Genomic DNA, 18,044 nt, shown 5'->3' on the forward strand with positions numbered 1-18,044 from the left:
ACCCACTCCTCTATTTATCATTGAGCTTTTTTTGTACGCTCATAGTCAAATTCTTCTTTTTCTTCATCACCTTTAAAGAAATCTTTACCGTAGACAACTAGGCAAAGAATGATTCCTACTGCGAAGGCCCACGTTGCACCTTTCGTGGCAAGAACAGCACCGATAATACCTGCAACCCCTAAATCACGTTGACTCCTTGCTTGCATAATCCCTACACGAACACTTACATACCCTTGAATAAGAAGGGTTAAAGCAAGGGCAACCCCAAGAATTGGTTCTACTAAGCTAACGACCGGTAACAATAAAAGTCCTGTATTCGTTCCCCAACGGAATGAACCAGATCCTCCAAAAATAGAATGCATTGCTTTCTTTCCATCTTTGTACCGCTCGATAACCACGACTTGCATCGCTGCCCATAACGGTCCGCACATCACAATATCTGGCCCAAAGATCCCCATCGTAGCATTACGACCACCAAAAATTAAATGAGCACGGTTCGGATCATAATCGATTTTTTCATCTTTTCGAACCTCATCTGCTTCACTAACAAGTGCTTTACTTTGCAATACATCACCAAATAACACGATATACGTAGCGAGTACAGTCGGAATGGAAGAGATAAACATCATCAATGGTGGAAAGCCTAACCCAAATACAGTAAACTCCGTGAACAAAGTCGCAAAATCGGGTTTACTGAATCCCCACTGAATTTGCGGCCAAGATGCTTCACCCGCTAATGGCGCAATAATGATAGCTAATAAGATAATCGGGAAAATCCCTAAGTTAGCAAGAACACGCCATACGCCACCCCTTGCTTTCAGCTTGGCGAAATGTTTGGAGAAAATAAGATAAAAAGCTACCGCACATGTAATACTGATTGTGATCGGAAATAGCTCGAAGCGTCCTCCCACTTCAAAAATAGAAATGACCGCTGCAAAACCTGCCCCTAAAATGACACCTGCTTTTAAAGCATTCGGAACTAATTTCACAACTTTACTAGCTAGTCCTGTCACCCCGAGGAATATCGAGAATATCCCTAAGGTCAATTGAAAGGCAATCAATGCATAGATCCTCTCATCACCTTCAGGAAATTGCGTTACAAATAAAATCATCAATGGAATCGCTGGTGTAATCCAGCCTGGTACGACAGGATCTCCAAGTAAATGATGCGTTAAATATAATAATCCATTTAAAATAACGACCGCTAATGCCACCTCAAACGGCATTCCTAAGTATTGAACCATTAATGGAATGGCAGCTAAATCGACCGCACACATCAGTAAGCCTTGGAAGTAATCAGGTAACTCAAATCTGTAATGGAGAAAAGGCAATCTTAATTTAAACGGACCAAGCGGCGTATAAGGTGTTTCTTCACCATCTTTTCTTTGCTTCCACAACATCTCTATCCCCCCTTACCTTTTAATACGCAGATTGATAGATCATTTCAATGTCCTTAACCGAGAACAATCGAGGATTATTTTTTAGTAATCGATCAATTTTACTTGCATCTTCAGCCATCGAAGGAATGTCTTCTTCTGGCACGTTAAATGAACGTAGTCCACTTGGGATATTAACAGCCTCACACAAAGTCTTCATCGCACTCACTGCTACGTCAGCAGCTTGTCTATCTGAAAGCTCTCTTACATTTTCACCTAACGCAATCGCAATATCTCTAAATCGTTCTAAGCAGCCAATTTTGTTCCATTCCATCACATATGGGAGCAAAAGAGCATTGCTTACTCCATGAGGGATGTTATATCTCCCACCAAGAGGATAAGCTAGAGCATGAACCGCTCCTACTCCTGCATTTCCAAAAGCCATCCCCGCCATTAAACTAGCCGTCGCCATATTCTCTCGCGCTCTCATATGATTTGGGTTGGCATAAGCTTTAGGTAAATTCTCAGTTATAAGCTTTACTGCCCCAATCGCCAAGGAATCGGTGATCGGAGAAGCGTTAACCGAAATATAAGCCTCAATCGCATGAACAAGCGCATCGACCCCACTTGCAGCCGTCACAGATGGAGGCATTGTAAGCGTCATTTCAGGAGCCACGATCGCTATATCTGGCAACATGTAGTCGCTTACAATTCCTTTTTTTAATTGGGCTTGTTTATCAGAAAGAATCGCGATATTCGTCACTTCTGATCCTGTGCCAGCTGTTGTCGGGATCGCAATGATTGGATACCCTTTTTCAGGAACAAGATCGGTTCCAAATAGTTCTTCAATTTCGCCGTTGTAATTGGCAAATACAGAGACACTCTTTCCTATATCAAGAACACTCCCTCCCCCAACAGCAATGATTCCATCGTGCTTTCCTTGTTTAAAAATAGATGTACATTCTTCCACGAGTAAAATATCAGGTTCAGGCTTTACTCCACTATATATATCATTCGTAAGCCCTTTTAATTTAGATTGAACTGTTTCTACGACGCCTATCTCGACTAGGATTTGATCCGTTACGATTAATGGATTTTTCATCTCTAACCTTTGCACTTCTTCTAGTAATCTTTCAATTGACCCTTCGCCTGTAATCAACTTATTCGCACTTTTAAATGTTGCGATATTCATTGTAAACGCCTCCTTCTTGCTTTTGTTAAATGCAAGAGCCGTGCCAACGTTTAAAATATTCAGAAAATGTAGATCAGAGAAGCACACTCAAGATAAAGGTGTATTCTTCCAACTCTATTTTTTGAGTAGGATACCAATCAAAATAAAGAATTTGATTATTATTCTACTCATCACGTTCCCACTTTTTCATCTTTTGGACGATCGTTGATTGACTCACTTGTAAGACCTCTGCTGCTTTTCTAGTCGTTCTATATTTCTTCAATGCTCTCATAATTAACTCTCGTTCCAGTTTAGATATCGCCGTTTTTAAAGGGAGCATCTCTTCCGTATCCAAGTGGTCCTTATAGGAAGTACGACATTCTTCAGGAACATGTTGCACGTCAATAGTCGGGGCTTTTGTCGTCACAACTAACCGTTCCACCACATTAATCAATTCACGAATATTCCCTGGCCAATGGTATTCTGATAACGTATCCAATGCCTCAAGCGAGAATTGCTTGTCGTAGCCATACTTTTCGTTGCATTTCTCTAAATAGTAATCGATAAGCGGAATAATCTCTTTTCTTCTATGCCGTAAGGAAGAAATCGTCAAAGGTACCACACTTAATCGATAATACAAATCCTCTCTAAACGTCCCCCGAGCCACCATCTCCTTCAAATTTTTATGAGATGCGGCAATCACCCTGACATCAACATGCTTCACCTCGGTTGACCCAACAGGAATAAATTTATTTTCTTCGACGACTTTTAATAACTTCACTTGCAGCTCGAGCGGTAAGTCACCTATTTCATCTAAAAAGAGCGTACCTTCATGAGCTAATTCCATTAATCCTTTTTTCCCTTTTGCAGAAGCCCCCGTAAATGCACCGGCCACATAGCCAAAAAGCTCTGCTTCAATTAAAGCTGCAGGAAGGGCTCCACAATTCAATTCAAAGAAAGGCTGCTTTACTCGGTTGCTCTTTTCATGAATAAACTTGGCGATTAACGTCTTTCCTACACCCGTTTCACCTTGAATTAACACTTTCACATCTGTTTTAGCGATACGCTCTGCAAGCTCATAGATCTCAAACGTTTCTTCACTAATAATCGATGAATGCAGAATCTCGCGATAGATATCACTGTTCATATCCTTTGCATTTTGGCGTAGTGACTTTACCTCCTGCAACTCCTCGATCTCATGCTTTAGGCGCAATAGTTCTGTAATATCTCGAACACTATTAATCACATATAACACTTGGCGATCTTCTGCAAAGATTGGTGTCCCTGAGACAATGATTTTTCGCTCATTTTTAATCGTTTGCATTCTCGTGATCGGACGCTTCTCCTTTAACACCTCAATTGAGACAGATTTTGAAATAAAGCCTGCTTTTTCAAGGTCTTCCATATGATAACCAACCACTTCTTGTGCTTTAATCCCTGTAATCCGCTCATACGCCCGATTAATTGCTACTGTCACGCCATCTTGATTCGTGATGTAGACACCGTCATAGAGGGAATGAATGATTTCTTCAAAGACATGGCTTTGTATTAGCTTGGAATAGTCATTTTCATCGATCGTTTTAGGAAGTGGCTGCAATTCGATTAAGTCCTTCCGGTCAATTAAACGTTCAATTGAATGGTCAATCCCCTTTTGTTGAATCGCTTCATTTAAGGCACTCAAAGTAAGCAATCCGATGACCTCACCATCCTCATTTTGAACCTCCAAATACTCATTTCCTTTCGATGAAAATAGCGCGATCGCCTCTTCTATCGAGTCAGACATTTTTAACATATACCATCACTTCCTTCAACATTCCTTTTTCATAGTATAACCTAGCCAAACGCAAACAAAAGTTAGTTATCACCAACAGAATGCAAATCAAAAAAGCGCAAGCCCTTTTCAGGAACCCGCGCTCATTTTACACCCCACGTTTGTCAAAAAACACGCCATCTGCTGTCGGTCCTTCGTAAGGGTGTTCGTATTTATGTCCTGTTTGCTTTTTGATCTTGATCTTCTTTAAGTCGTCTTGAATCTGAGAGCTGATAATAGCCAATCTTTCTGTCAGTTTCTCGTTTAACTTCACGAGCTCTGCTCCTAGGGCTTTTTCACTTTCAGTTAGATTCTCGCGGTCGACTTGTGCAATCAACGGCTCCCGCTTCGCTAATTCCTCATTAATCTTTTTGAGGTATTCCTCACGCGCTTCTTCGTCTTCTGGTATAGGTTGTCCGACAAACTCCACAAAGGATCGTGTCGTTACAAACAACTCTTTTACAACCGACATTACGCCTTACCGCCTGCGCCATGACGAGCTTTTCGATCTATTTGGATCACTTGCTTCCACGTATCACGGAAATCAGTCACAAGCTCTTCCGCTTCCGCTAACGCCGTTAAATCACTCTTAATATTCGCTTCCATCAGACGGTTTAAAATGAAGTCATACATTCTCATCATGTTTTGGCCGACTTCATTATCTGTCTTTAATGTGACCATTAATTCACGAATAATATTTTGAGCCTTTATTGAGTTAACGTTACGCTTCTCTAGGTCTTGCTCTTCAATAGCCGCACGTGTTAATTTCATAAACTTTAAACATCCGTTATATAACATCAAAGTCAACTCCCCCGGGGAAGCTGTCTTCATCGCATTTTGCTTATAAGCCGATTGCATACTTGTTGCCATGTTCATGTCACCCTTTCTAATCCATATCCTTATGGTGATTGTACATTATATATATCGGCCAAACATTGACAATGTTAAGAATTAAATTCGCTCATCAACAATCAGACCCGCATGCTTTAACATTGAGGCAACCATATCGAGGAATTTCTCAGGCGGAAATTCTTTGACCACTTCGTCGGTTTCTAGATCAACAACTTGAACGAACAAACGATCTAAGTCCTCATGCACATTGAATTTCAATGATGTTAAGCCCGATTGAAGTAATTCGTTCATACTCTCAACTTGATGATCTAGTAACTCTTTTGAATGGGAGTGCTTCCGTTCTTCTTGAACATTTTTGATCCCTTTTTCAATGAGCTCAGTAGGTTTCTGTTCCTCAGCGACATTCTCTTTTTTAGGCCATTCTGGCAGTTGTGATGGTGAAGATTTGATAATTTCCATAGAGCACCTCCGAAAAACACTTTTTCTTTTATATCGGTCTAAATGTCATGCTTTTCAAGAAAAAAGAGCCTCAAAAACTAATTTTGAGACTCTCTCTCGACTACTGTCCACCATAAAGTTGAGCAAACAAGGATTCCGCTTGCGCATTGGCTTGTTGCATTGCCTTCTCCATCATAGTGAATTGACTCCTGTAGCGATCTTCGACTTGTTGGAGACGACGCTCGAAGTTGGTGATTCTATTATCTATTTGAGCAATTTCTCTTCCGATCGTATATTGGTGATTTGCTCTTCCTTCTCTACCTGCACGATCGGTAATACTTCTACTAATCGTATTATTAATACTCTCTTGAACACGACGGATAATACCTTTTTCTTCGTATGAATCTCCATTGGCCATAAATAATTGATAAATTCCTTCTGGATCTTCTTCTATAGCTTTGCGAAGACGCTCTTCCCCTGACATTCGATTGCCTTCTGGGCCAGTTGATAAGGGATCTAAAACAAGCTTTCCTCCATCCCTAAAATTATTCGTCGTAACAATCCCTAACTTTGCAAGTTGATTTAGGGCAGTGACTGAATCATTAGAAACAGGTGTGTATAAGTCCCTTCTTAATTGATTTAGACCAGAAGATAGAATCGAATCGTTACGAAGCATCCCACTTTGTGCTTTCTCTTCCCAACGTTCTATTTCGTCATCTGACATTGCTCTTCGTTGTTCATCCGTTAATGGTCTAAAATCACGATGACGCTCATCTTGTAGCTTTCCATTGACGAGATCAATAAGTTCATTATATTTTTCGATAAACCCTAAGATTTCATCCATGATGGCATCAGTGTCAGTCCTCGCACTAATCATAACTTCTTCACCATTGGTTACATTGTTAAACGTAAAATTAATGTTATTTATCGTTGCACTATTTGATGTACTTTTCATTTGGAAACCATTGACTTTAAAAATAGCATCTTGACCTTCATTTTTCATCATCGAAAAGTCGGGGTTAGTAAACCCTAAAGTAGCCATAAAATCTTTTGTTTCATCATCTAAAACTTCCAACTGTCCACCTTCACCAGTTTCTCGATTAGTGAAGACAATTCGTTCTTCATATGCTTTTGTGTCTTCATTGTAGATTTCACCCTTCATGGCCGTTACACCTAGAGAAGACCGGTTAATTTTGTCAATCACTGTTTGGATTGAATCATTTTCACCAATCGACAGCGACACATCCCTAGCTGTATCTTTACCAGGATCTGTTACTTTAAACGATAAGGTACGAGCTGTACCAGTTTCGTAAGTCGGCTCATGTGTTGCTTGCCAAGTTGCAGGACGAGCTAAACGTTCTACCTCTACCCTTGAAACAGTATTAGCTGCAGCACCTAACGCAGTTGCTGTAACTAAATTAGAATTAGAACTAGTAACGTCCTTTTGGAAAAAGGTTGCGTTACGTCCAATACCTGTATTCGTAATAGACGACCGGAAATTTAATAGCTCAGTATTAACCTCACGATATCCATCCCTTTTCCACTCAGCAATTTGCCGATCTTGTTGCATTTTATCAACAGGAAGTCTTTCTGCCTTCATCAGATCTTTGATCATCTGTTCTGTATCCATTCCAGATGCTAATCCACCTATTCTCATCTAACTCACTCCTCACGAATCTTTCTGTTATTAATTATATCGGTCTTTACCCTCTTACTTTCAAGTGACTAGTCATTAATCAAACGTTTGTTTAATGAATAGTCACTGGATTCGCCTGTTTCTGTAAATCTGTCACCACGGCTTGTAACTCGGCAAACTGATCGTTCAACTCATTACTGGTATCTATAGATAATCTTAGGTCAAGCGCAACTTCTGCAATCTCTCTCATCTTCACCAAATGTTGTTCAATTTGCTCAAGTAGGATAGATTGTTTCTTGCTCCACTCTAATTGTTCCTTCAAAAAATCAATTTTTTCTTTTAATTCCTTGTCCACTATATCGCCTCTCTTAAGAAGAAAAGAGCAACCGCACGGCTACTCTTATAGTTTCAAATCAATGCTTCCGCCTAAATGAGGCTGAGTGGCGTGTTGGATCGCGCTCAAGTCAGCTGAACTCATTATTTTTTGCAACGCATCGCCTTGTTGCTCGGCAGTGCCCATCGCTTTTTTCATGATAGCCATCGATGCTTGTTGCTGGACTTGTCCTTGATTAAGCGCCATTGAAAGTAATGCAATATCCATTTCAACTCTCCTTTTCGATTACGAAACCAAGTATTTTGAAAAAGCTTTTGTACTTTCCGCTTCCATCTTATTCACTTGTGAAAGCAAATTAAACTGGACTACTTCCTTCACACGTCCAAATTCCTTATTCTCAAAATGAGTCAAAACAAGTTCCATGCTTTCACGAACCTTTGTAAGTTGAGAGTAAAATTCTTCCCCTTCGATTTCTTCTAACACAGGTGTTATTGAACGTTCGATCGCAGCATACGCCTTCATAATATCCTCAAAGAAATAATCGCTTGCTCAAACCTACCTTCGTTTAGTAAAAACTGAAAGTGACTTGTTCCTTCTACCATCGTTTTTGATAACTCTACAGTATGTCCCATCACATCGCGGTACTTTTCCACTAGTACCACTCACTTCTATTCGCCATTCGTATAGTATATATATCGGCTAAAACTCTGGAAATGTTTAATGATGATGTCAGACCCGGTTACATTGACTGGTTGGATAAGAGTAGCTTCTATTCCTGTTTTAGATGTAACGATTGCTCCAGCTGCATTTTCACAGTGATAAAAACTGAAATAATAGTTATTTATACATAGATAGTATTTGATGGATCAGACCTCCAGATATCTGACCAATACACGCACCCAGCAAACAAAATAAACTCACTATATAATGAGTAGTAGTGAGTCAGGTGATGATAATTTATTTGTGTATATCCACTATAACGCTTTACACTTTAGCAGAGCGGGGCACTGACCCCGAAACACTGGATGGGAAGAAACCCATTCACTAGATACAACATGGACTCGAAAAGATTATCCAAGTAATTGTAGTACTGATTGTGGTTGTTGATTTGCTTGCGCCATTATTGTAAGCGCTACTTGAGAAAGAATCGAACGCTTCGTGTACTCCATTATTTCGCGCGCCATATCAACATCGCGAATGCGCGACTCTGCCGCTTGAATGTTCTCAGAAGTGTTTTCGAGATTGGCAATTGTATGACCTAGTCTATTCTGATACGCACCGTAACGAGACCGCTCTGAAGAAACGCTAGCCAGCGCCTGATCAATCCGTTCAAGCGTTTCACCCGTCTGCTCATGACTGAAAATGTCCAGGCTTCCTGCTTCTCCTAGTCCCAAGGTTGTTGCGCGCATATCATTGAATTCCAGTCTCATGCTTTGTCCAGCATTTGCGCCAATCTGTAGATTAAGCGTCACCTTGCCATCTGAACCCGAGCCATCAAGCAGCTTGCGTGTATTAAACTCCGTCGTGTTACCAATGCGATCGAGCTCATCACGAAGCTGCTCAAGCTCTCCGGAGATCGCTTCTCTTTCCGCGGATGTATTCGTATCATTCCCTGCCTGAACAGTTAGCTCTCGCATGCGCTGGAGAATTGAGTGAGATTCACCAAGAGCTCCTTCTGCCGTTTGAATAAGAGAGATACCATCGTTCGCATTGCGCGCCGCTTGATTAAGACCGTTAAATTGTGCGCGCATCTTCTCTGAAATGGCGAGACCAGCCGCATCATCTGCAGCCCGGTTAATACGCATCCCAGAAGAAAGGCGCTCCATCGAACGGTTCATCAAAAGCGACTGCTGCTTAAACTGGCCGAGCGCCATCAATGCTGTTGCATTATGACGAATAATCATCTTTCTTCCTCCCTTAGTGGGCATCTCGCTTTAACGCGTAACTGCGGCGGGTCATGACCCTTTTGTTCGGTACTTTTCCATTAGTACCACTCATTTCTATTCGCCATTCGTATAGTATATATATCGGTTAAATCTCTGAAAATGTTTAATGATGATGTCAGACCCTGTAACATTTGCTGGTTTAACAAAAGAAGTTTCTGTTCCTGTTTTAAATGTAACGATTGCTCCAGCTGCAGTTTCACATCGACAAAAACTGAAGTAAAAAAATAGATATTTAGACTTAGATAATATGTCAGTGATGGATACAGACATATAGGTATAAGACCAATACACTTACCAAACAAAATAAACTCACTATTTAATAAGTAGCGAGTCAGGTGATGGTAATTTGTTTGTGTGTGGACATGTATGCAGAAATTTGCTTTAACGCTTTACATTTTAGCAGAGCGGGGGACTGACCCTAAAACCAGAAACAAAGGGTGGATCATAAGTAACAGCCTTTCCTCCATCAGCATTACCCAACTTCATAGATACTACGCTGTTATCAGACTCCCTGCTGGGCGTATGGTTTCCTAGCTTTATTAGCACTTGTAAACCATACTCTTCATCATAGATGAAAAGACCCGCAGGACCTCCCAAGTTGCCGCACTATATCCATGTCTTACGTGCCAAGGTCTACGACTCCGGAGAAGTTATTTCCTTCTCGCCATTTGCGAAGGAAATAATGTTGCTTTCTGAGCAGCCCAGCTCATCAGCCTTCTCAATTTTGGGATTTCGGAGCTATTTTCCCATCAGCCTCATTCGGTTTTCGGCCCACAATCTGACTGTCTACGCTTAAAGATATTTGTTACCAAATATCCTCCAAGACTCGCTACGAGTGAGTGGCTAACTCTTGCTCGACGGGAATTCCACCCGTTATATAGTAAGACCTTGCTTAGCCGCACCTACTGCCCCCTTTCATGGCAGCGTGGAACCTACGAGAATGCCAACGGCCTCTTAAGTGAATTCTTCCCTAAGAAGACCGATCTAGCTCAAATACCAAAAGAAGATTTAGACTTGGCCTAGCATCTAATTAATCATCGCCCAGCAAATGTCTTGGTTGGAAAACTTCATACGAAGCTCTTGGGGAAAAAATGTCGCAATTAGATTGACAAACCGTCATAAATTTTCACTTCATGAATAAACGCCCTGTCAGAAAAAAAATATTCAGTCATTTATTTCTAAAACTACTCAAAATTATCCTATAATTTTCGAAGCAGATTTTACAACACTTCAAAAAGGTTTCTAATATTGTTTGAAGTTGAATTTAAATACTGGTAAACCTTGCTTAATATTATTTGTGATTTCTACACCACTATAGCAAACTGTAAGTCCCCAGAGAATTGACGGAATTTTTGCGGTGGGTAACTCATACTCTAATGCGTATGTAAATAATTCTAGGAAATCTGCATTTAAACCGTGGGTATTTGATTTATATTTTATGTCGTCTATATCCTTCTCAGTTACAAGAATAAATAGAGAATTGGATAAACCTTCAATTAAAGTTTGCTTATTATTATGATTCACTAAATTATCATTATTACCTTGAAAAGATAATATTTGAGTGTTTCCGGAATATTTATCATACAACACATTTAGATTCAAGTCTTTTTTATTTTTAATGATTTTTTTGGCTAGGTATTCGAACTCGATATCGAGAGTACCGTAACCAATTTGATGATAAAGATGCCTATTTCTTGTTATATATACTGGCTCTAACCAAGCAGAATTATCAATAATATATGAGAATAGATTTGGTACTAACACATTACATAAGTGAAGTAAATATGCCCCTTGTGAATGTCCGTAACCAATTGTTCTTTTGGGGTTAAATCCCAACTTATTATCAATCAATATAATTTTAACAGCCTCAATTGCAGTAATAATATCTATTGCCTGCATGTAACTCATATCATTAAATAACTCTGCCGTTTCATCAATTTTTGCTTTTACAGGCAGAATCTTTTTTTTGTTTTTCAATAAATTTAATAGCACAGATGAATCTTTTTTTATGTGTTTTAACTCTTCATCTGTAAAGGTATTATATAGAATTTTCTCGTCTCGAATTGAGTAATTATCCGCCATTTGCATAAATTCACTTCCGAAATATTCGCATTGAATAGTTATCATGTTGTATTGATCTGCAAATATTCCTCTCATCTTTTTGTACACTTTAGAATCAATACTCCCACCAAAACCTGGTACAAAGATTAATAGTCCTGTTTGTGTATTCACTCCATCTTGCGGTAAAGAGAAATCAATTCTCAATTCTCTACCAGTTGTTCCTGTATATATATTGTGATGAGCTTTAATATTAAAACTATGCTGTTCCGACATTGACTTTCTATCCCCTTTATACAATTGAAAGTAGCAACTCACTCGGGTGGTGACAGACTCGGCACCTGAATTAAGTTCCATTTAACACTCCTATCTTTCTTAGCATTTCCTTAGTGATATTTTATTTCATTTTTTGGGAATTATCGAATTAATGTGTCGAACTTTTAGCCCATCCCCTGTCTTAAATAATCTAATATCTAGAATGTGATCACTTTTTTACTATTACGGTTTTAATCGCCAATATTTTTCCTGATACCTGATTGGATAACCCAAAAGATAAACTTGTTCACTCCTTACTTTTATAAAAGCCATCTCACCTAAAAAAGGGGCCAGTCGTTTTATAAAATAGGTTTAAGAATCAATCACAATATCTCTAAATACTATTCCAGTTTACTGGAGTACCTTTTTTAAGATCACTTTTTGCATTCTTTCCCAACAACATCTCAAAATACTTCGGCTCCAACCCATATCCCGGCCTAACAATTCTCAAATTATCTTTAGTAAAGGTTTCACCTTTTTTTATATCATTTGAAACATAAATAGATCTTCTAAACTTCAACGATGCTATTTCTTTTTCTGTTGGTCCATACTTTACTTCACCAAGTGCTTGCCATGCGCTTTTTGATTCTTCCACTAAACTTCTCATTTCAGCTGGTTCCATTGAAAATGCCGAATCTACACCACCATCAGCTCTAGAAAGAGTAAAATGCTTTTCAATAACTGTTGCACCTAAAGCTACACTTGCTATCGCTACACCAGTTCCCAACGTATGATCAGATAATCCAACCTGGCAGTTAAATAGCTCTCGCATATGGGGTATCGTTGTGATGTTTGTATTATCTGGAGTTGCCGGATAGGTGCTTGTACACTTAAGCAATATAAGGTCATTACACCCTGCTTCTCTTGCTGTTCTAACGGTTTCATCTAATTCTGCAATAGATGCCATTCCTGTTGATATAATCATTGGCTTACCTGTCTCCGCTACTTTCCTAATTAACGGAAGATGATTATTTTCGAAGGAAGCAATCTTATACATAGGAACATCTAATGATTCTAAGAAATCCACAGCCGTTTCGTCAAAAGGCGAACTAAATGGAATCATACCAAGTTCACGGCATCTATTAAAAATGGGTTCATGCCATTCCCAAGGTGTATAAGCCTTTTCGTAAAGTTTATATAGAGAATTACCCTTCCATAAGCTCTCTGAATCTTCAATCATAAAATCTTCGCTTTCAATATTTAAAGTTAAAGTATCAGCTGTATAGGTTTGTAACTTTAATGCATGTGCACCAGTCTTTGCTGCTTCTTCTACAATTAGTAATGCTTTTTCTAAAGATTGATTATGATTCCCAGACATTTCTGCAATAATAAAAGGAGAATAATTAGTTCCTATAATTGTATTTTCTATTTTAATGCTATTCATACGAATTTAACTCCTTATATAGTATAACTATTTTCTTTTTTCGATTTTTAATACGTAGGTTTCACCTTTATGTTTAAAAAATGCAGGATATTTTTTGTTATCGACCACTCTCAGTAGATTAAATTGATCACCAATCGATTGAGAAATATCTAATTCACTGTCTTGTGGTCTTCTCTTTGGGTAAAAAGAAGAGTCCCCTGACTGGTCAATTCCTAGATCTATTATCTCAGGATATTCTTTAATAAATTTTATACACAAGTCTATAGTCGATTTACCTTGTATTTCTCTTAATTCATCTATTAATTCACTACCATCAAAATTAATTACTTCTTGTAAATAAATTTTACCACTGTCTACTCTCTCTATTGCCTCAAATAAACTCATTGTGATTTCATTTTCACCTTCAATTATTTGCCAAGTCATAGGTGACCACCCTTTTCCCTTCGGAAGCTTGCTACCATGGACAACAATGTTATGTTTATTTTTATCTAATATTGTATTCGGGACTAATTGCTCACAACTTAAATAAAATGCTATATCTCCATTGTTAATTTCTGATACATCATGAACCCACTTCACTTTTTGTCCACAATCAATAAATTCCTTATGTAATCTAGGTATATAATCGTTTATCCAGCTATTCTTATCCGAAACAACTGTTAGGTTATAACACTTCATTTAAAGCCCTCCTGACTCTCTCAATCCCTTTTTCATCAGTTAATTTTTTACAACTTTTTGACATTCGAAGGACTCGTTTTGGGTTATTAATTAATGAATCAAATGTCTCCATAATATCTATTTCAGTAATTTCATTGTGATATCCTAAGTTAATGATAGAACCTGTTGCTGCAACAGCTTCACTAATTGCAACTTGATTTTTTGCTATATTTATAACTACTGATGCCAATCCTAGACAACAGCGTTCCCAAGTGGTACTTCCGCCTGCACCAATAAATAGGTCGGCTTTTAACATCAATTCAGCCATATTTGAAACTTGATAGTGATAATTCGCATGAGGAATTCTATCTACTAGTTCTTTGATTTCGTAAATATTCGGATTGGAAGTTCCTACTACAACGTCTAAATTAATATCTCTTCTCCTTAATAAGTCTATAGCATTTAAAACTTTAATTGTTTCATTAGATGGATCACTACCACCAAAGAAAACCAATGTATTGTTAACTTGTCCACCACGAAAGCTATGCTTTTTCCTAGCTTCTATGAATTCATTTCGGAGCAATGCATATTTAGGACCAAGGAGTAGTTTGCAATTTTCATCTACTAGATCATTATATCTGTTCTCTATGTGCAAGTAATAGTTTTGATCTAATAATACATCGCATTCATGCTTTCGATCAGCTAAATCATCGATGACAAAGATTTTCTTTACTTTGTCTTTTATAATCGTCTCCCAACGATAGTCTAAAGCATAATGATCAACAACCAAAAGATCAACTCTATTTATATTTTTCATAGTACGTAATGTCTCTTTAGCATCCACTTCTTGCGATCCTCCCAGCCAATGACTATGCTGAAGCTCGTCTTGTTTACCACTCTTTGTTGAGGACTTATTTAACATCATTACATTAAAACCCTTTGATTGAATAAATTCAGCTAAATGTCCACTATAATCACTTGTGATAAATGTTATATCATAACAGCTTCTCAAGTCTTCTGCTAAAGTAAGACAACGCATAACATGCCCAGTTCCGATTTCAACTGAAGCGTCAACTCTTATAACAGCAGTTTTCATAATTTATCATCTAACTTTTTTTGTTCAATATCTGCATTTATTTCTTTAAGCTCAGGATTCTTATTTATATAAGATAGTGTATCTTCCATGCTAAAGTCATTATCTAGAAACTTAAAATTTTCAAGAATCTTTTTAATTAGTATAAAGTCTTCTTTTGTATCAACGGTCCATCGATGCGAACTTTGATCAGATATGTATTCCAAGTTATATAACTTAAATGTTTCAGGATTTAAATAAATATAGGGGGTAACGTGCTCTCTTTCAAATGGCTTGTCAGCATCTTTATACGCCTTTTCTAATACATCAATTGCAAAAACTTCAGTATCCATCCCTCTTGGGTAAGATCTCTTTAATGTATTCGAAACATAATCATATTTATTATTTTTATAGGCTGCAATCACACCATCTACTACATTGGGATCAATAATAGGACAATCCGACGTTATCCGAACAACGACTTCAGCGGCAAAATATTTCGCCGCTTCATAATACCTCGAAAGGACATCTTCTTCAGAACCTCTAAAATAAGACAGCCCAAAGCTATTGCAAAACCCAACAATAGGGTCATCCGATTCTTTTTTTGTTGTTGCTATTACTAGCTGGTCAATGTTTGTAGATCGTTTTAAGCGCTCCATCTGATACTCTAACAAAGGTATATTGTTTATTTTTTTTAAGACTTTTCCTGGTAACCTAGTCGATCCCATCCTAGCTTGTATAATTGCGACAACCTTCATTTTTTCACCTTCTATTTTGAATATAATGAGAGGACTTTTTTTACTACCTCTATAACATCATTAACATCTTCTTCACTCATCTTAGGGAATAACGGTAACGATATAATTTTTTCATATAAAGCCTCTACTTTGGGACATAACCCTTTTTCATATCCTAATTGTTGATAATAAGGATGATAATATACAGGTATATAATGTACATTCACTCCAATATTCTCATTCTGTAGAGCTTCAAAAACTTCTTTTCGACTAACACTCAATTTCTCCAGATTGAGACTAATAATATATAGGTGCCAACTAGAATCGACTTCAGGTGCTTGATACGGTATTTTTATTTGTTCTAACTTAGAAAAAGCCTCATTGTATAATGAAACGTACTTTCTTCTTAACTCCACAAACTTATCTAGCTTTTCCAACTGGTTAATTCCAAGTGCTGCTTGAATGTCTGTCATTCGATAGTTATAGCCTAAAAACTGCATCTCGTAGTACCATGGACCATGATGTTCAATTAATTTATCTTGATCACGAGTAATTCCATGAGAGCGAAATTGTAGTAATTTCTCATAGTACTCTTTATTATTTGTGGTAATCATGCCGCCTTCTCCCGTCGTAATATGCTTAACAGGATGGAAGCTAAACATTGTCATATCACTCACAGTTCCTACTTTGTTACCTTTATACGTTGCTCCCACCGCATGCGCAGCATCTTCTATAACGATGAGGTTATGGGCCTTTGCAATCTTATTAATTTCATCTAAATTTGCTGGTTGACCGGTGAAATCAACAGGTATAATCGCTTTAGTTTTCTCATTTATAAGTTCTTTTACTTTCACAGGATCTATGTTATACGTTTGTTCACATACATCAGCAAAAACTGGCTTCGCATCTTGGTATAATACACAATTTGCACTAGCAGCAAAAGTCATTGGTGTAGTAATAACTTCATCTCCAGCACCAATGTCTGCTACAAAGCAAGCTCCATGTAAAGCAGCGGTCCCGTTTGAAAAAGAAACGGCATATTTTGCCCCCACATAACTCGCAAATAACTCTTCAAACTTTTTAACAACGGGTCCTGTTGTTAAATAATCACTCTTTAAAATATCAACAACTGCTTGTATATCTGTGTCATCTATCCACTGTTTACCATAGGGGAGGTAGGAATCACGAACAGGTTTCGTTTCCTTTTCATTATTTAAGCTCATCCAACAACCTCCTCATCTCTACACACATTTATTTATTGATAACTTTTTTGTCATCCACTAATATCCGTAAATCTTTGACAGATAACCATTCTTCATTAACATTACTTACATAACCAAATCCATCGGCAAGAGTTCTTCCATCATTTCCATTTTCAACTTTCCACCAAGCAAATTCAGGTTGGATGACGTAATAAGTATCATATTCCAGCGTACGTCTTGCATCATCTTCTGTAATCATTGCTTCATGTAACTTTTCTCCAGGTCTAATACCAACTACTTCTATTTCACACTCAGGTGCAACTGCCTTAGCGAGATCCGTTACTTTCATACTTGGAATCTTTGGTACGAAGATTTCTCCTCCATACATACGATCTAAGCTATCCAACACAAATTGAACACCATGTTCAAGTGTAATCCAGAATCTCGTCATTCGCTCATCCGTAATAGGAATGGTTCCAGTGTGGCGAATCTTCTTAAAAAAAGGAACTACACTACCACGACTTCCAACAACATTACCATATCTGACAACTGCAAATTTAGTGTCCTTATCTCCTACATAAGAATTAGCTGCTACAAATAGCTTATCCGAAGCTAATTTCGTAGCCCCATATAAGTTAATTGGGCTACAAGCTTTATCTGTACTTAATGCAATAACTCGATTAACACCTCGATCTATTGCAGCTTCAATTATATTTTGTGCACCATTAATATTCGTTTTTACCGCTTCAAATGGATTATACTCACATGCCTCTACATGCTTCATAGCCGCCGCATGGATTACAATATCCACACCGTCAAAGGCACGATAAAGACGATCTTTATCTCTTACATCACCAATGAAGAAACGGATTCTAGGATCTGTAAACTCTTGAGCCATTTCATATTGCTTAAGCTCATCACGACTAAAAACTATAACTTTTTTCACGTCATACTCTAACACACGAGTAATAAACATTTTCCCGAATGAACCAGTGCCACCTGTTATTAAAATAGTTTTATTTGTAATATTCACTTAAAAATTCAACTCTCTTCTGC

18 protein-coding genes and 1 pseudogene are annotated in these 18,044 nt (G+C 38.0%); 1 reads left to right on the forward strand and 18 read right to left on the reverse strand.

The genetic code is table 11. The annotated features are described in order from the left end of the window. Window positions 1-17: 17 nt before the first annotated feature. From CDZ88_RS13390 to CDZ88_RS13440, 11 genes are all read right to left on the reverse strand, one after another. Window positions 18-1,400, reverse strand: a complete 1,383-nt coding sequence (locus CDZ88_RS13390) for a hypothetical protein (RefSeq protein WP_100374031.1) — start codon at window positions 1,398-1,400, stop codon at window positions 18-20. A gap of 19 nt (window positions 1,401-1,419) precedes the next feature. Further along, window positions 1,420-2,568: an iron-containing alcohol dehydrogenase gene (locus CDZ88_RS13395; protein WP_100374032.1), complete on the reverse strand. Its 1,149-nt coding sequence runs from the start codon at window positions 2,566-2,568 to the stop codon at window positions 1,420-1,422. Between the two features lie 163 nt (window positions 2,569-2,731). Next, window positions 2,732-4,339, reverse strand: a complete 1,608-nt coding sequence (locus tag CDZ88_RS13400; protein ID WP_198507863.1) for a sigma-54 interaction domain-containing protein — start codon at window positions 4,337-4,339, stop codon at window positions 2,732-2,734. Window positions 4,340-4,466: 127 nt separating this feature from the next. Then, on the reverse strand, window positions 4,467-4,829 hold the full coding sequence (locus CDZ88_RS13405; protein ID WP_100374033.1) for a flagellar protein: 363 nt from the start codon (window positions 4,827-4,829) through the stop codon (window positions 4,467-4,469). After that, window positions 4,829-5,227 (reverse strand): flagellar export chaperone FliS, encoded by a 399-nt coding sequence (fliS, locus tag CDZ88_RS13410; RefSeq protein ID WP_100374034.1) that lies wholly within the window; start codon window positions 5,225-5,227, stop codon window positions 4,829-4,831. Before fliS ends, CDZ88_RS13405 begins: the two co-directional genes overlap by 1 nt. Window positions 5,228-5,308: 81 nt before the next feature. Further along, window positions 5,309-5,668: a flagellar protein FlaG gene (locus CDZ88_RS13415; protein ID WP_100374035.1), complete on the reverse strand. Its 360-nt coding sequence runs from the start codon at window positions 5,666-5,668 to the stop codon at window positions 5,309-5,311. Window positions 5,669-5,768: 100 nt separating this feature from the next. Next, the gene (locus tag CDZ88_RS13420) at window positions 5,769-7,304 is read right to left on the reverse strand and encodes a flagellar hook-associated protein 2 (RefSeq protein ID WP_100374036.1); all 1,536 of its coding nucleotides are present in this window, start codon (window positions 7,302-7,304) and stop codon (window positions 5,769-5,771) included. Window positions 7,305-7,395: 91 nt separating this feature from the next. Continuing rightward, window positions 7,396-7,638 (reverse strand): hypothetical protein, encoded by a 243-nt coding sequence (locus CDZ88_RS13425; RefSeq protein WP_100374037.1) that lies wholly within the window; start codon window positions 7,636-7,638, stop codon window positions 7,396-7,398. 45 nt (window positions 7,639-7,683) lie between these two features. Continuing rightward, the gene (locus CDZ88_RS13430) at window positions 7,684-7,884 is read right to left on the reverse strand and encodes a YjfB family protein (protein ID WP_100374038.1); all 201 of its coding nucleotides are present in this window, start codon (window positions 7,882-7,884) and stop codon (window positions 7,684-7,686) included. Between the two features lie 18 nt (window positions 7,885-7,902). Next, on the reverse strand, window positions 7,903-8,139 hold the full coding sequence (locus CDZ88_RS13435; protein WP_100374039.1) for a DUF8042 domain-containing protein: 237 nt from the start codon (window positions 8,137-8,139) through the stop codon (window positions 7,903-7,905). A 548-nt stretch (window positions 8,140-8,687) separates the two neighbouring features. Beyond that, window positions 8,688-9,521: a flagellin N-terminal helical domain-containing protein gene (locus CDZ88_RS13440; protein WP_100374040.1), complete on the reverse strand. Its 834-nt coding sequence runs from the start codon at window positions 9,519-9,521 to the stop codon at window positions 8,688-8,690. Between the two features lie 960 nt (window positions 9,522-10,481). Between CDZ88_RS13440 and CDZ88_RS13445 the strand changes: the two are divergent. Continuing rightward, window positions 10,482-10,672 (forward strand): annotated as a pseudogene (locus tag CDZ88_RS13445) (transposase); the annotation flags it as partial. Between the two features lie 133 nt (window positions 10,673-10,805). Here the strand turns inward: CDZ88_RS13445 and CDZ88_RS13450 are convergent. The 7 genes from CDZ88_RS13450 to pseB form a co-directional block, all read right to left on the reverse strand. Continuing rightward, complete coding sequence (locus CDZ88_RS13450) at window positions 10,806-11,978, reverse strand: DUF2920 family protein (protein WP_232718643.1); 1,173 nt, start codon at window positions 11,976-11,978, stop codon at window positions 10,806-10,808. A 292-nt stretch (window positions 11,979-12,270) separates the two neighbouring features. Then, on the reverse strand, window positions 12,271-13,320 hold the full coding sequence (gene pseI / locus CDZ88_RS13455) for a pseudaminic acid synthase (protein ID WP_100374041.1): 1,050 nt from the start codon (window positions 13,318-13,320) through the stop codon (window positions 12,271-12,273). A 27-nt stretch (window positions 13,321-13,347) separates the two neighbouring features. Then, a complete protein-coding gene (locus CDZ88_RS13460) occupies window positions 13,348-13,998 on the reverse strand; it encodes a formyltransferase family protein (protein WP_100374042.1) in 651 nt (216 codons plus the stop codon). After that, window positions 13,985-15,073, reverse strand: a complete 1,089-nt coding sequence (gene pseG, locus CDZ88_RS13465; protein WP_100374043.1) for a UDP-2,4-diacetamido-2,4,6-trideoxy-beta-L-altropyranose hydrolase — start codon at window positions 15,071-15,073, stop codon at window positions 13,985-13,987. The genes CDZ88_RS13460 and pseG overlap by 14 nt, the downstream gene beginning before the upstream one ends. Then, window positions 15,070-15,807 carry a cytidylyltransferase domain-containing protein gene (locus CDZ88_RS13470; RefSeq protein ID WP_100374044.1) on the reverse strand — a complete coding sequence of 246 codons (738 nt, stop codon included), beginning with the start codon at window positions 15,805-15,807 and terminating at the stop codon, window positions 15,070-15,072. Before CDZ88_RS13470 ends, pseG begins: the two co-directional genes overlap by 4 nt. Window positions 15,808-15,818: 11 nt before the next feature. After that, window positions 15,819-17,009, reverse strand: a complete 1,191-nt coding sequence (gene pseC / locus CDZ88_RS13475) for a UDP-4-amino-4,6-dideoxy-N-acetyl-beta-L-altrosamine transaminase (RefSeq protein WP_100374045.1) — start codon at window positions 17,007-17,009, stop codon at window positions 15,819-15,821. Window positions 17,010-17,037: 28 nt separating this feature from the next. Beyond that, window positions 17,038-18,021, reverse strand: coding sequence for a UDP-N-acetylglucosamine 4,6-dehydratase (inverting) (pseB, locus tag CDZ88_RS13480; RefSeq protein ID WP_100374046.1), 984 nt, complete (start codon window positions 18,019-18,021; stop codon window positions 17,038-17,040). Window positions 18,022-18,044: the final 23 nt, after the last annotated feature.

This window comes from Bacillus sp. FJAT-45037 (assembly GCF_002797325.1).
GTDB lineage: Bacteria > Bacillota > Bacilli > Bacillales > Bacillaceae_D > Alkalihalophilus.

Excerpts from the sequence above, each read along its gene's own strand:
- pseI (WP_100374041.1), bottom strand. The coding sequence starts at position 13,320 with ATGAATAGCATTAAAATAGAAAATACAATTATAGGAACTAATTATTCT.
- fliS (WP_100374034.1), bottom strand. The coding sequence starts at position 5,227 with ATGGCAACAAGTATGCAATCGGCTTATAAGCAAAATGCGATGAAGACA.
- pseC (WP_100374045.1), bottom strand. The coding sequence starts at position 17,009 with ATGAGCTTAAATAATGAAAAGGAAACGAAACCTGTTCGTGATTCCTAC.
- pseG (WP_100374043.1), bottom strand. The coding sequence starts at position 15,073 with ATGAAAACTGCTGTTATAAGAGTTGACGCTTCAGTTGAAATCGGAACT.
- CDZ88_RS13430 (WP_100374038.1), bottom strand. The coding sequence starts at position 7,884 with ATGGATATTGCATTACTTTCAATGGCGCTTAATCAAGGACAAGTCCAG.
- CDZ88_RS13470 (WP_100374044.1), bottom strand. The coding sequence starts at position 15,807 with ATGAAGGTTGTCGCAATTATACAAGCTAGGATGGGATCGACTAGGTTA.
- CDZ88_RS13450 (WP_232718643.1), bottom strand. The coding sequence starts at position 11,978 with ATGGAACTTAATTCAGGTGCCGAGTCTGTCACCACCCGAGTGAGTTGC.
- CDZ88_RS13415 (WP_100374035.1), bottom strand. The coding sequence starts at position 5,668 with ATGGAAATTATCAAATCTTCACCATCACAACTGCCAGAATGGCCTAAA.
- CDZ88_RS13460 (WP_100374042.1), bottom strand. The coding sequence starts at position 13,998 with ATGAAGTGTTATAACCTAACAGTTGTTTCGGATAAGAATAGCTGGATA.
- CDZ88_RS13405 (WP_100374033.1), bottom strand. The coding sequence starts at position 4,829 with ATGTCGGTTGTAAAAGAGTTGTTTGTAACGACACGATCCTTTGTGGAG.
- CDZ88_RS13440 (WP_100374040.1), bottom strand. The coding sequence starts at position 9,521 with ATGATTATTCGTCATAATGCAACAGCATTGATGGCGCTCGGCCAGTTT.
- CDZ88_RS13400 (WP_198507863.1), bottom strand. The coding sequence starts at position 4,339 with ATGTTAAAAATGTCTGACTCGATAGAAGAGGCGATCGCGCTATTTTCA.
- CDZ88_RS13395 (WP_100374032.1), bottom strand. The coding sequence starts at position 2,568 with ATGAATATCGCAACATTTAAAAGTGCGAATAAGTTGATTACAGGCGAA.
- CDZ88_RS13435 (WP_100374039.1), bottom strand. The coding sequence starts at position 8,139 with ATGAAGGCGTATGCTGCGATCGAACGTTCAATAACACCTGTGTTAGAA.
- CDZ88_RS13390 (WP_100374031.1), bottom strand. The coding sequence starts at position 1,400 with ATGTTGTGGAAGCAAAGAAAAGATGGTGAAGAAACACCTTATACGCCG.
- CDZ88_RS13420 (WP_100374036.1), bottom strand. The coding sequence starts at position 7,304 with ATGAGAATAGGTGGATTAGCATCTGGAATGGATACAGAACAGATGATC.